Here is a 12979-nt window from a genome sequence, read left to right as displayed (position 1 = left end):
GCTTAGCGGCCCTGCACTCTTCTGTTGGTTTCGACGCGCTCGGCATCCGGCCAAATCGACTTGGCCGCAGGAGAATCACAGAACACCGGCGAATCCTGCCAGTCCATGTCGATGGCACCCAGGCCGGACTGCTTGTGCACCATGCAGCTTGCGGTGAGCACCTTGCGGGTGTTCAGGTCGACCTCTTCGGCAGTCATCGTCAACGTGATGATGTGGGTGTAGCCGGCGGCGGTGGGCAGGTAGAAATCCAGATCGCGGCTAGAGAACGCACCGCTGTTGACCACGATGTACCCGTCGCCACTGGGATAGACGGCCTGTCCGAACATCTGGACGCGCTCGAAGTGGGTGGTGTTCTTCTCGGCTCGCCAGACGGAAAACCGGGTGTTGACAGCACCATTCATGACCCGGGTAGAGATCGGAATGATCATCTCGTCGCGGCCGTCTCCGTCGATGTCCTGCAGACCGGCCGGTGAGGGGCTTGACGGCTCCAAGAGCTCGTTCACTTCTTGCAGCCTGTTGCCGGCGGCGTCCTTGATGGTTACCCGGGCCGACAGCGGCGGGTAGTCCGGTGCATCCCTGTTGTCGGGGTGCGGACGCCAATACTCCACATCGAAGGTGATCCCGGTGCCGTCGGCCGCAGACAGCCGGCAGTCTGTATGTGCCTTGGGGCTGTCCGGGACGATCGTGGTGGCTCTGCTCGGGCACGGCGGCAGAGCAGCCCGTGCCACGGCCACGGGATGGACCGTCTGCGCCGAAACCATCAGGGCGGCAGCGGCGATACCCGCTCCCAGACCACCTATGCGCCGGGACATTGCCTACTTCTGACCGGGGAGCGTGGGCAGCGGCGGGAGGGCCGGCGCGGGTGCCTTACCGGGTGCGGGTGCCGTCTCGTCGGGAAGCAGCTTCTGGTCGCCGGGGTGCATGATGGTGCCGGTCGAGTTGGCATTCTTGGGGCCGATATCGGTCACCTGCCAGTTGTCGCCATCCTTCTTGACCGTGATCTGCAGAACCAGTGTGGTAGCCCGCGGTTCCGGGTTCTGGACGTTCCGGGTGGTCTGTCGGGTGGTGACCACCACCTGGTAGATGCCGTTCTGCTGGGCAACGGCATCCGCGGCGATGATCTCGCCCTTCGACGTCACCTGGGCCTGCAGCATGATGGCCTTGAGCAGCTTCTCGGCATCGCTGTACTTGTTCTTCAGCGGTTCTGCCGCGTTCTCTTTGACGTTCTTGAAGAAGCCGTCCGGGTCTTCGAAGCTATAGGTGAGCGACTTCATCGCGTACGCCGACGCCGCGTCGGTGGCCGCGGTGCGTTCGGTATCGCCGGCGCGTGTGGCGGCGAGGGCATCGGACAACTTCTGATACTGCCAGCTGCCGAGGACCGCTCCCACGATTCCCAATGCGAGCAGACCGAAGGTGATCCACTTCCAGATATTGGGAGCGCTATCACTTTCGGCTGGATCTGCTTCTTGTTCAACAGCCTTGGCCCGCTTCACCCGCTTGGCTTTCGGTTCCGCGTCAGATTCGGTCTCGGCGGAATCGGTGGTGGACTTGGTCTCCGATTTCGCGAGCTCATCGGGATCTGCGTCATCGAGGGTGAGTGTGCGATCGTCGATGTCGGTCATGATCCGGGCCTTCCTGCTGTTGCCGTTTGTGGTGCCGATGTGGGTTTGGGGGCGGGTGGTGTGGCAGCCTGCCGAGTTGGCTGAGCTGATCCTGGCTGCGGTGTGTCGGGCTGTGGCCATTCGGGTACCCCGAGATGGATGCGCAGTCCGCCTTGGTTGTTGAAGGTGGAATCCCAGAAGTCCAGCCAGTGCCCGGCGTCCAGCTTGACATCGCGCAGCGGCGCGACGATGGGTTCGAGGACTGTCGCGAATTCCGACATGGGTTCGGACAGTGCGTTGATGTAGTCGAAGAGCTTTTCGACCAGATCCGTCAGGGGCTTCCCATCGCCCAGGCCTGCTTCGACGAGCGGTTCCAGCTTTTCGATCACTTTCACCAGGGACGCCAGGCCGTCGAGGCTACCCGGAATGGTCTTGGCGGACTGCTTCAAGATATCGCCAGCCCGGATCTCACCGAGCCCGTTGGTCAGGGTCGATGTGTTGCCAATGACCTCGGCCAGATAGTGCTTGTCGTCCTTCACCATTTGCGCGAACAGCCGTGCCGTGGTGGCCAACTGATCGATGGTCTTGGTGTTGTCCACGAATCCGGCCGCCACGTTGTTGAGCGTGATTTCCAGGTCGTCGGCGTTCATGGCCTGCATTAGTGCGTTGCCCTTTTGCAGGAGATCACTCACGGTGTAGACCGGCGCTGCCTTCGACGCCGGGATCACGGCGCCGTCGCTGTAGTAGGGGGGCTCGATGCGCGCGGGTTTGAACTCCACGTACTGCTCTCCCGCGGCCGAGAGATTCTGGACGCTCACCTGGCTGTCGACGGGAATGGGGTAGCCGCTGTCGAGGGCCATCGAGATCGCCAACCCCGACGGGGTGGCCTGAATGTTGGTGACCCGGCCGACTTTGATACCCCGGAGGGTGACCTGCGAGGTGGACATCAGCCCGCCGGAGCTTTCCAGCATGAGCGTCATGTGATTGGTCTTGTTGGTGGAGGCGATGTCCAGGACACCGAAGGCCATGTAGACGGCGCCCACCAGAGAAATGATCGAGAGCACCGCGAGAGTGAGTAGGACATTGAGCCTCATCGCACCAGCCCCATCGTCTGCATGTTCCGGATAACCGAGTCGGCGCGTTCCCCGGGGCTGACTCCCAATGTGCCATCGGGAGTTTGGATGTCGGTCACGGTGTACTTGGGGCCGCCATCCTTGAAGAACGGGATGATCCTGTCGCGGATGGTTCGGACCATCTTGTCGCCGAGCACCGGGATGGTGGTGTCGGCGGTCGAGGCGCTGTGGATGAATGGCGTGAGATAGGACAGGATCTGCATGAGGTTCGGGTAGTCCAGGATCTGGGCGATCTGCCGTCCGAACTCGGCACCGTTGATGATCAGATCACTAAGACTCAGAACCACTTTGGCCAGTGACGGCAGTTTGGTGGGTCCCTCGGTCAGAAGCCGTCGGTACGTTCCCTTATTGGCTCGGAAGGACTCGCTGACGGCTTGCATATTCGTCAGGATCTTGTTGAGGGTGTCCTGATTGTTGGACAGGTCATTGATGATTCCGGCCAGCGCGCGGTGGATGCGGTCAAGCTCCTCGGGCGGAGGGAAGGAGCTGTTCATGTTCGCCACGGTGGTCTGCATCGTGTTGAGGCTGCCCCCGCCGATGAGGTTTGACATGGACCGCATGAGATCTTCGACGTTGGCCGCCGGCACCGTGTTGGCCAGGGCGATGGTGTCGCCATCCTGAAGATGTGTCGGAGCCGGATCGGTGGGCGAGATCATGGCGATGTAGATGTCGCCGAGCACGGTGGCCTGCCGGAGTTCGGCCTTGACGTTCCGCGGGAACTTCGCACCGCCGTCGATATCTACGTAGACGACGGGGGTTGTGCCTTTGAGCTCCACCCGATCTAACAGGCCCACCTGGACGCCACCCGAGTCGACCTTCGCCCGTCCGGGCAGATTGAGCACACTGGAGAATTCGATCTTGAGGCGGTACGTGTTCTTCGGTATGTACGCGCCGGGCATCGGCATCTTGGTGGGATCCAGTGCCTCCGTAGAGCACGCCGGGACCACCGTGAATGCGGCGGCGAACAGGACGATCAGTACACGTCGAATCATGACAGTGCCGCTCCCATGATCAGATTCGTCAAACCGAGGGTCACGGGGTCCGAGGCGGTGCCCGGTGCACATGCGGCCTGGGAGCCGGGGGTGTTGCGGTCACGCAGGTTCTGGCAGATGGCACTGGCCTGTTCCGGCGAGATGGCCACGCGTGGAGGAACATAGGTGACACCGTGGGTCTTCGTGTTCGGCAGATAGATGTCATCGGCCAGCCAGTTGATCACCGGTGGCAACGTGTTGAAGAAGGTGAGGATGTGCGGGGTGTAGGCGTTGAGGATGTCGCGTATCCAGGGCACCAGCTTGTCGAAGACGTTCTTGTAGAGCCGGCCGGCGGCGCGCTGCACCATGCCGTTCAGCGTCGGAAGGAGCGTCGTGAGGTAGTCGAGGCCGACCGAGAAGTTCTCCGAAATGCCCTCGATCAGGCGTGCGGTATCGGGCAGGGAGGCGACCACACCCGCGAACTCGTTCCAATATTGCAACCAGTTCGAGGTGACGATGGCGCTGTTCTCGAATAGCTGCCGGTAGTCGGCGTCGGCCTTGTAGGGATCGCCCACCATCGTGGTGAGGTTGTTCAGCATCTCCTTGAACCCGGGGCCGACGCCGTCGAGCGATCGAGCTGCTCCCTTGAGGGTCTTGTTGAGTGCCTGCACACCAGGCGAGTTCGCCGGATCCTGGCCAGGAGCCGCTTGCATCAGGGTATCGGCGAGTTCGCCTATGGCAGAGAACGACTCGGTAACGGTCACCGGAGTTCTGGTGTTCTCTGTCGAGATGCATTGATCACCGGTGAATTTGGGTCCCTCGCTCCACGAACGGGTGAGTTCGATACTGCGGTTGGTGATCACCGACTGCGAATAGCTGGCAGCGCCCACATCGGCGGGCAGCTCCATGTCTTGTGGAATGTCGAAGTCGACCTCTACATGGTCGGGCTTGTTGGTGACGGCTGTCACGGTACCGATCTCGACACCGAGGAGCAGGACCTTGTTGCCCTTGTACAACCCGGATCCGTCGCGGAAATTCGCGCAAAGCGCTCGGGTGTCGTCCAGGAACGGGATATGAGCGTTCCCCAGGTACGGCATCACCATGTTCTTGACAGCGGGAAACACAGTGCGCGCGCCGAAGATTCCGGCAATCGCCACCACCGCGACAAGTACCACGCCGACGGCGCTCACCAGACCCGCGCGGGCGGCGGGACGCATACCCGCGAGGCGGGTCCGAATGCTGCTAACAAATGCTGGCTGTGTCATCAAGGGCCTCAACAGAACCTGAAGAAGTGCGGTAGGCAGACGTCTTGCCCGGGGATCACCCGGTCGTTCTCGTTGATGGTGATGCCGTTGCCGCTGAGCATGGGCAGGACAATCCCCACGAGTTGGCCCCACTGTTCGGCGGCCTTGCCGAGCTTCTCGGGGTATTTGGTGAGAGTGTCGACGATGTCGTCGAGGCCGTTGAGCATGGGCTCGTAATCGCGTGCGTACGCCGTGAAGAACCGATTGAGGAGCCGGATGAGGTCCCTCAGCAGTACGAACACCTCGATCAGGTCAGTCGTCGACTTGCCGTATTTGGCACCGAGTTTGGACAGCATGGTGACGATCGTGGCGAGTTGTTCCTTGCCCGTCTTGAAGGCCCGCAGATACTCATTGGCGTAGTTCAGCGTGGCGTGAAAATCCTCGGTAGTGGGCTCAAGCGCTTTGATGAGTGCTTGTGATGACTGAAAGAAGTCGCGTAAACCATTGGGGTACTTGTCGACTGCGTTCGCGACTTCCATCAGGCTATCGTGGATGACCTTGGCGTCCACCTTCTTCACCACGGGTGTGAATTTCTGGAACAACTCGTTGATCTCGAAGGGGACACTGGTGCGCTCGGGCGGAATGGGTGTGTTGCCCAGCGGCGTGCTGCCTTCAGGGTAGAGGGCCAGATAGTGCCCGCCCAGTGGAGTGAGCATGCGAATGTCGGCACGGGACTCGGATCCGACCGGGACCGAGTGATCCACCGTAAAGACGGCCTTTACCAGCGATTTATCGATGCTGACGGTCGATACCTTGCCCACCGAAATCCCGGCGATGCGCACGTCGTCGCCGGCACGCAGCCCTCCGGAAGCCCGCAGATGCAGTGCGTAGGTCTTCATGCCGCTGGTGTTGACGAAGGCGACGCCCGTTGCGGCCAGCACCGAGGCGATGACCAGGACCCCGATTAGCCCATTACGGCGATTACGCTTGGCTGCCTCGTGCTCGTCGAGGATCGGATTGTTTCGAGCGAAGATCTTTTTGAAGAAGCTCACTTACACACCACCAGATCCTGGTTGGCGAAGGACACTTCACCGATACCGGGCATTTTGACGATCCCGTTCTTGCACTCGAATGCGGTGGGGGGCGCTGTTTTCTCCTCGATCAAGGCGTCACGCATGCCCTGTACCAAGTCTGGTATCAGCGATAGCCCGGCCATGATGGTCGGTGTCCCCGGCGTGGTGCGGCTGGCCACGTCGTACAAGGGCAACTGTGCGCCATCCACCGTGTTCTCGATGTACCGCAGCATGCTGACGGATCTGCGCAGCACCGGCAGTGCGTCCGCGCCCGCTCTGTTGAACTCGTCGGCCTGCTTCTCGAACGGTGCCAGCACATCGTTGAGGTCGTTGATCAAATAGAACAGTTGATCTGAGGTGCCGCCCAGTTCCTTGGAGACATCACCCAGATTAGTGATGATGGCCTGTAGAGCGGCCTGGCGATCGACCGAAAGCTTAAGCACGGCATCGATATCCCGCAGGATCGGCCCGATGCCCCGCTGGTCGCCCTGGATGAGTTGCAGGATGTTCTCGGTCAGCCGATTGAACTGGGCGGGGTCAAGTGTTTCGAATATGGGGCGAAAACCATTGAACAGCTTGGCAATATCGAAGGAGGGAATGGTCTGGCCGAGCGGTATCGTGGCTCCGGCCGCCAGCGGTGCGCTCGGTGTCGGCGCTTGCGCGATCTCGACGTACCGCTGACCCACCAGGGATTGGTACCGGATTGCCACCGTGGTGTTCTGGTAGAGCGGATGATCCGTCAGCACGTTGAACGTGACCCGTGCGTTCTTGCCGTCCAGATGAATCTTTTCGACCTTGCCGACCTGTACGCCGGAGATGCGCACATCGTTGCCGATGATGAGCCCGGAGGCATCGGTGAACAGCGCGTCGAAGCGGCGGACCGGACCGTTTACCGGGGTGCGCAGGGCATTCACGATGATCAGAGTCAGCACCACTGCCACCGCGAGAATCGCGGTGAGGCCCGTCATGAGAAGCGCAATCCGTTTCATCGTTGCCCTCCAGCCGACGGTCCGGGGGCAGGGCCAACAGGGGCGGCCGCGTTGGCGGCCTGCCCCTCAGGCACCACCGGCAATGCCGCGCCGAGCCCGGGGGCGGTATCCATGATCAGCTGCACGTTCAGGCGCACCTTGCCGTTGTCGACGGGGAATGCGGCAGTGGTGCGATCGAACAGGCCGTTGAGCCGGTCGTACGCCGGGGCCAGGCTGCCCAGGAAATAGGTATAGGGGACAGCGAGATCCATGATCGATCGAATCAGCGGAACGAGCCAGTCGTTGTTCGTGTGCAGTCCGTCGCCTGCCACTTTCAGCACATCCGACAGGGAGTCGAGTGCGGCGGTCGCCCGCTCGGTGTTGCCCGGACCCACCATGAAGTTGAGGCTGTCCAGCAATTTGTTGGTAGATCCGATCACGGGGACGAAGTCGTTGGTCCCTTCGATCAGTGAGGCCATCACATCCAGTGTTTTGGAGAAGGGCACCTTCTGGGTATCGGCGATCATCGCGAACAAGTCCCAGAATGACTTCACGACCGGACCTGTCAGATCGGCATTGCGCTCGAACGTCGCGATGATCGCATTGAATTCGCGGGTGTCCAGGATCGCGCCCAGCCGCTGACCCATCCGGAGGAATCCGGTGATGGACGCGGCCTGGACATCGCTGCTGACCTCGAGCACGCCCCCGGGTTTCAGCGGTTCGCCGACGCCGCTGCTGACGAGTTCGACGGCGGCAGTGCCGAAGATGTTCGATGAAGTGAACTGCGCCTTGGTATCTGACGTGAGCGCCTTGGCCTGTCGGCCGTCGAGGATCACGGTCATCCGTTGTTTGTTGTATCCGGTGGTCTGCAGTGACTTGACCTGCCCGATGTTGTAACCGCGGTACTTCACCTCGCCGCCGGGGCCCATGCCCTCGCCGATGGTGTTGGTGATGAGCGTGAGCTCGAATGGTTGCCCGTAGCTGCCGATTCCGGACTGATACAGCGAGTAGCTACCCGCGGCAACCACCAGTGCCAGGGCAAGCCCGCGTAACTTGAGCGCCCCGGGGCCTGCGGCCCGTCCGCTCGGATCTTTATAGATGGCCACCCATTACCCCGATATCTGAATTCCAGGATTGTTGCCCCAGAAGAGCAACGTGAGGAGCATGTCGAAAAGGACGATCGCGACCAGGGAGGCCCGGATGGCGCGACCCGAGGCCATCCCAACGCCCTCGGGACCACCGCCGGCGTAATAGCCCTGATAGCACTGGATCGCGATGATGATGACGACGAACACCACGGCCTTGATCACCGAATAAAGCACGTCTATCGGATGGACGAATGAGTCGAAGTAATGCTTGTACACGCCCTGTGACTGGTTGTGGACGAAGAACACCATGAAGGCACAGGAGCCGTAGGCCAGCAGCAGGGTCAATACATACAGCGGGACGATGATGATGACGCCCGCGATCACGCGGGTGGTGACCACGAATGGAATGGACCTGATGCCCTGAGCTTCCAGCGCGTCGATCTCCTCGGAAATACGCATGGCCCCGATCTCGGCGGTCATCCGGCATCCGGCCTGTGCGGCGAATCCGATGGCGGCGATCATCGGTGCCATTTCGCGGGTGTTCACGTAGGCGGAGATGAATCCGGTGAGAGATCCCATGCCCACCATGTCCAGGGTCGAAAAGCCAACGATCCCAACAGATGCGCCCACCGCGATGCCCATGAAGACAAGTACGCCAATGACCCCGCCGCCGACGATGATCGAGCCGTTGCCCCAGGTCATATCGACGAGCAGGACACCGGTCTGTCGCCGATAACGCTTGAGGGTCTGCGGTATTGCGGCCAGCACCAGGCCGACGAACGTGATTTGGTGACCGAGATGTTCGGCGGAGCCGCCTGCCCCCTTGGTGAAGTTCCAGATCGACCTGGCGGCTGCGGGAAGTTCGTCGGGGAAGTACCGGGCCGGACGTGAAGTCGCCATTCTCAGCCCACCTTCGACGGCATGAACATCGCCACGATCTGGGTGATCACGGTGTTGAGCACCATGACGGTGACCACGCCGATCACCACGGTGGCGTTGACGGCATCGGCAACACCTCGTGCGCCGCCCTTGGCCTCCAGACCGCGCTGGCAGGCCACGAGGATGACCACGACACCGAACAGCCAGGTCTTGAGAACCGCGACGGTGACATCGTTGACGTTGGCGAACGCGGCGAACGAAGACAGGTAGCTGCCGGGCGTGCCGCCTTGAAAACCCACGTTGACCAGGTAGCCGGCGAAGATACCCACGAAAATGATGAAGATGCACAACAGCGGTGACACGAAGAGAATCGCCGCCAGTCGCGGGGTTACCAGGCGCTGAACGGGATTGACACCCATGACCCGCATGGCGTCGACCTCTTCCCGGATGCTTCTGGCACCGAGATCGGTGGCGACGGCCGACCCTGCCGCTCCACCCAGGAGGAGGGCGGCGACGATGGGTGCGCCCTGCTGGATCACGCCCAGGCCGCCGGCCGCGCCAGAGATAGACGAGGCGCCGACCTGCGAGATGATGCTGCCGGCCTGAACGGCGACGATCACACCGAACGGGATGGACACCAGGATCGCCGGAACGACCGTGACCGTCAGGATGAACCAGGACTGGATCACGGTGTCCTGCCACGGATGGCGTAGCCGGACGATGTCGCTGATGAGAAACGCGAATGATTGCGCCACCAGATCGACATAACGTCCGAGCGTTTTCAGCATCGAATCGGTCTGGGAGATCACATATTCAGCCGGGCGCCGGACGATTCCAGGGGCCCGATTGAGTAGCTGGAACGCTCCGCCGGAGGGAGAATCAGGCCCGCCGTCCACGTGCGATTTGCTGTCGGAGTCACCATCGGAGTCTTCGAACCAGTCCACCGGAGCGGACTCTGCCCGCGTCTCGGCCACTACTTGACTCACGGCTGAGTTCAACAGTGGCTCCTTTGGCTTCTCATTTCGGGCCCGACCTGGACGAACAGCCCGCCTAATGGACAACTGTGTAACAGCGGGTATCTAGTACTCCACATCACAGTCGGTGGCTTAGTGTGGTGTAGGTCATGATCCATGTCAAGCGCAGGGTTGCCGCGATCGTCAGGTCGTAGCGTGTGCCCGCACACGCGGGCGTGGCCTGCGTCCCGGTTAGGGCGCAGTCATGACGAGGCTGTCGGAGGTCCCCCGACCCGGTCCTCTAGCAATTCACTGGTTCAGTGGTCAGTTTATTGGCTAGAGCAGAGGCTAGCTGAGGTTCCAGATCTTGGGACGCGAATTGTCAAGAATTTGCGAGTGCGGGGGGAACGGTCGTGATCGACCGCACCAGCTCGATAAACGAGTCGATGTATGTCTCGCGCGCATCGCCCGCGAGCTCGCCTCGGACCGCCTTGAGGGTGGCCGCCATCGACAACCCGGTGATGGCATGCGCCAGGAAGGCGGCATCGATGGCCGAGGTGATGGTGCCGTCGGCGCGGGCCTGCTCGATGATGGTGATGTTGACGGACTCGATGAGGTCGAGGATGCCGAACATGCGTTTGGTCATCGCCGAGTCGAGCAAGCCCTCACGCAGGATGACCTGCATGATCTCGGGGCTGTTGTCCAGCATGTCGAACAGGCGGGTGAAGACCGTGCGCAGATGCTGTTCAAAGTCGCCCGCCTTGCCCGACAGGTCGCTGGTGTCATTCACCGCGGCGAGTGTTCTCTGGAAGTAACTGTCGATCACCGCGTCCAGCGCATCGCGTTTGGTATCGAAATACAGATAAAACGTGCCCCGGCCAACGCCCGCGCGCTGGGTGATGTCGGTGATGCTGGCCTTGTGGTAGCCCTTCTCGGCGAACTCCAGTGCGGCCGCCTCGGTCAGGGTGCGCTGGCGTTCGCGTGCACGCTGTGGGTTCGGCGGGCGGCCCGGTCCTCGCCGGTCTCCGTTGGTGCTGGCCACGCGAACACAGTAACCACTCCTGGCAAATATTTTGGTAAATGCACTAACTTGCCGCCTCGCATTCGGGCGCGGTCACAACCAGCTTCATTAGCTGAACTCTATGTCGGATAAATATACCGAGGTGGGGTAGAGATGGTCCATACCTTAATCTAGGGCGCACGATCTCATCGCGGTAACCGCATTATTTGCTGGTGGTCTGCCGAGGGGCGTTGGTCACGATCTGCCATGGCGAAGATCGGTCCTCCTACGTGGTCCTATGCGCCTCGAACGCCCAGCTATTCGGTCTACGATGTGGGCGTGTCAACGCAGGTGTATCCCGATCGCGGCCTTCCTGAGCTGACCGGTGATGCGCGCGTCGACCGGTGGCGTGAGCACCGTGCGAAGGTTCGCGCGGAATTGGTCGAAGCCACCCTGAACGCGATCGACGAACTCGGTCCCGACCTCTCGATCGACGACGTCCTGAAATCGGCCGGGATTTCCCGGCCCAAGCTATATCGCTTCTTCACCGACAAGGAAGCCCTCTTCGCCGCGGTGGCGATGCGCGTTCAGGAATTGGTTGTCGAGCGATTGGTCTCGAACATCGACCTGTCCGTCAGTCTGCTCGAACTTTTCCGCTCCGGGTTGGCCGGCTATGTCGACCTCGTCGATGAGCGGCCCAACCTGGTGCGGTTTCTGCTGAGCGTTCAGTACGCGAATGCGACATCGCTCATCGAGAGTGGCCGCCCGTTGTCCGATGCCATTGCCCAGCTGGTGGGCTCGGTCTTCAGCTCCCGCGGCGGCAACGCCGACCACATCGAGTACGTGATCGACGCGATGCTGGCCTCCACCGGTATTGCCGTACTGCGCTGGTTCGATGAGCCGGTCATCAGCAAGGAAACCCTTGTCGACGAGCTGGTGGTTTACGTGTGGGGTGGGCTCGCGGCATCGGCCAAGGCCCGTGGCGTCGAGCTGAATCCGGACGAACCCGTCCTCGTACCTGCCGAATAGCTTCCAGCGCTGTTCCAGGGCGCTTCTTCTCTTCTCGCGCTGCGCCTATCGCTGATCGGCCCAGCGCTGTGTTGCGCCTATTTCATCTGCCGCGGTGTATTGCGTCCCATGCCGCCGCCGTCTTATGGTGTACTCCAGGTAGTACTTTGAGTACTAGTAACTTACCGTCACAAGGGAGTGATGACATGGTGAGCCCAGCTGCGGCGTACCCCAAGACTCGGCGGATCAGATTTCGGTTCGGCGATGACGGCAATGCCCACAAGTACTTCGTGGAAGATGACATCGTCTACAGCCACTTCGTCGCGGGACTTTCCGGGGGCTTCCCGCCCGGGGAAGAGGGATTCATCCGTTCGGTGCGCAAGTTCTCTGACCAGATCACCGATCCAGTGCTCAAGAAGCGTGTCGCGGGATTCATCGGGCAGGAGTCGGTGCACGGGCAGGAGCATCGCCGGGTCAACGAGAAGCTGGTCGAAATGGGCTATCCCATCGCGTGGTGGGATTCGCAGAAGCAGGTTGACCGGTTGATCAGGTTCGAGAACATGCTCCCCGCCCACGCGCATCTGGCGTTCACGGCCATGGCCGAACACATGACCGCGATCCTCGCCGAGCGGCTGCTGGGCAGTGATGAGGTACAGGCCATTCCGGGTGATCCCGAGGTCTGGCATCTGCTGAACTGGCACGCTTTGGAGGAACTGGAACACAAGTCGGTGGCGTTCGATGTGTATCGCGCGGTTGGCGGTACTGAGACAATGAGGATCGGGCTCACGCTGGCCGCGATGACCATCGTCCCGCCGCTGACGCTCGGCATCCTGGCGGGATCGCTGCTGTCCGATCCGGTCGCGCGGCGTCAACCGCTCCGACTGCTGAAAGAAGCGCGGGGACTTTTCGGCGGGCCCTTGTTCAAGGGAATTTTGGGAGACGTCCGCAAGTATCTGCGACCGGGCTTTCATCCCGACGACATCAACACCGATGAACTGCTGGATCGTTGGCAGAAAGAGCTTTTCGGCACCAAGGGCATTCTCGTCGACCATCTCAAGTAG

The 12979-nt window shown here is 61.3% G+C and carries 13 protein-coding genes; 2 read left to right on the top strand and 11 right to left on the bottom strand.

Going from position 1 to position 12979, the window contains the following annotated elements:
• Window positions 1–2: 2 nt before the first annotated feature.
• The 11 genes from HBA99_RS20600 to HBA99_RS20550 all read right to left on the bottom strand — a co-directional run bounded on the left by HBA99_RS20600 (window position 3) and on the right by HBA99_RS20550 (window position 10952).
• Window positions 3–812 carry a hypothetical protein gene (locus HBA99_RS20600; protein ID WP_057967812.1) on the bottom strand — a complete coding sequence of 270 codons (810 nt, stop codon included), beginning with the start codon at window positions 810–812 and terminating at the stop codon, window positions 3–5.
• Between the two features lie 3 nt (window positions 813–815).
• Entirely contained in the window at window positions 816–1622 is an 807-nt protein-coding gene (locus HBA99_RS20595) for a hypothetical protein (RefSeq protein ID WP_070950621.1), read from the bottom strand.
• A complete protein-coding gene (locus tag HBA99_RS20590; protein WP_070950622.1) occupies window positions 1619–2695 on the bottom strand; it encodes an MlaD family protein in 1077 nt (358 codons plus the stop codon). Before HBA99_RS20590 ends, HBA99_RS20595 begins: the two co-directional genes overlap by 4 nt.
• Window positions 2692–3726 (bottom strand): MlaD family protein, encoded by a 1035-nt coding sequence (locus HBA99_RS20585; protein ID WP_030096454.1) that lies wholly within the window; start codon window positions 3724–3726, stop codon window positions 2692–2694. The genes HBA99_RS20590 and HBA99_RS20585 overlap by 4 nt, the downstream gene beginning before the upstream one ends.
• Window positions 3723–4970, bottom strand: coding sequence for an MlaD family protein (locus HBA99_RS20580; RefSeq protein ID WP_070932770.1), 1248 nt, complete (start codon window positions 4968–4970; stop codon window positions 3723–3725). The genes HBA99_RS20585 and HBA99_RS20580 overlap by 4 nt, the downstream gene beginning before the upstream one ends.
• An 8-nt stretch (window positions 4971–4978) precedes the next feature.
• Window positions 4979–5983, bottom strand: coding sequence for an MCE family protein (locus HBA99_RS20575; RefSeq protein WP_070933373.1), 1005 nt, complete (start codon window positions 5981–5983; stop codon window positions 4979–4981).
• Between the two features lie 14 nt (window positions 5984–5997).
• Window positions 5998–7011 (bottom strand): MlaD family protein, encoded by a 1014-nt coding sequence (locus HBA99_RS20570; protein ID WP_046254810.1) that lies wholly within the window; start codon window positions 7009–7011, stop codon window positions 5998–6000.
• Window positions 7008–8096: an MlaD family protein gene (locus tag HBA99_RS20565; RefSeq protein WP_070952024.1), complete on the bottom strand. Its 1089-nt coding sequence runs from the start codon at window positions 8094–8096 to the stop codon at window positions 7008–7010. The genes HBA99_RS20570 and HBA99_RS20565 overlap by 4 nt, the downstream gene beginning before the upstream one ends.
• A 3-nt stretch (window positions 8097–8099) precedes the next feature.
• On the bottom strand, window positions 8100–8978 hold the full coding sequence (locus tag HBA99_RS20560) for an ABC transporter permease (RefSeq protein WP_030096459.1): 879 nt from the start codon (window positions 8976–8978) through the stop codon (window positions 8100–8102).
• Window positions 8979–8980: 2 nt separating this feature from the next.
• Window positions 8981–9943, bottom strand: coding sequence for an MlaE family ABC transporter permease (locus tag HBA99_RS20555; protein ID WP_070950623.1), 963 nt, complete (start codon window positions 9941–9943; stop codon window positions 8981–8983).
• A gap of 349 nt (window positions 9944–10292) precedes the next feature.
• Window positions 10293–10952 carry a TetR/AcrR family transcriptional regulator gene (locus HBA99_RS20550; protein WP_070932776.1) on the bottom strand — a complete coding sequence of 220 codons (660 nt, stop codon included), beginning with the start codon at window positions 10950–10952 and terminating at the stop codon, window positions 10293–10295.
• A 291-nt stretch (window positions 10953–11243) separates the two neighbouring features.
• Between HBA99_RS20550 and HBA99_RS20545 the strand changes: the two genes are divergently transcribed.
• Both HBA99_RS20545 and HBA99_RS20540 read left to right on the top strand, forming a co-directional pair.
• Window positions 11244–11939, top strand: a complete 696-nt coding sequence (locus HBA99_RS20545) for a TetR/AcrR family transcriptional regulator (RefSeq protein ID WP_030096462.1) — start codon at window positions 11244–11246, stop codon at window positions 11937–11939.
• 185 nt (window positions 11940–12124) lie between these two features.
• The gene (locus tag HBA99_RS20540; RefSeq protein WP_030096463.1) at window positions 12125–12979 is read left to right on the top strand and encodes a metal-dependent hydrolase; all 855 of its coding nucleotides are present in this window, start codon (window positions 12125–12127) and stop codon (window positions 12977–12979) included.

It is taken from the genome of Mycobacteroides chelonae (assembly GCF_016767715.1).
GTDB lineage: Bacteria > Actinomycetota > Actinomycetes > Mycobacteriales > Mycobacteriaceae > Mycobacterium > Mycobacterium gwanakae.
This window is presented reverse-complemented; position numbering and strand designations above follow the sequence as displayed.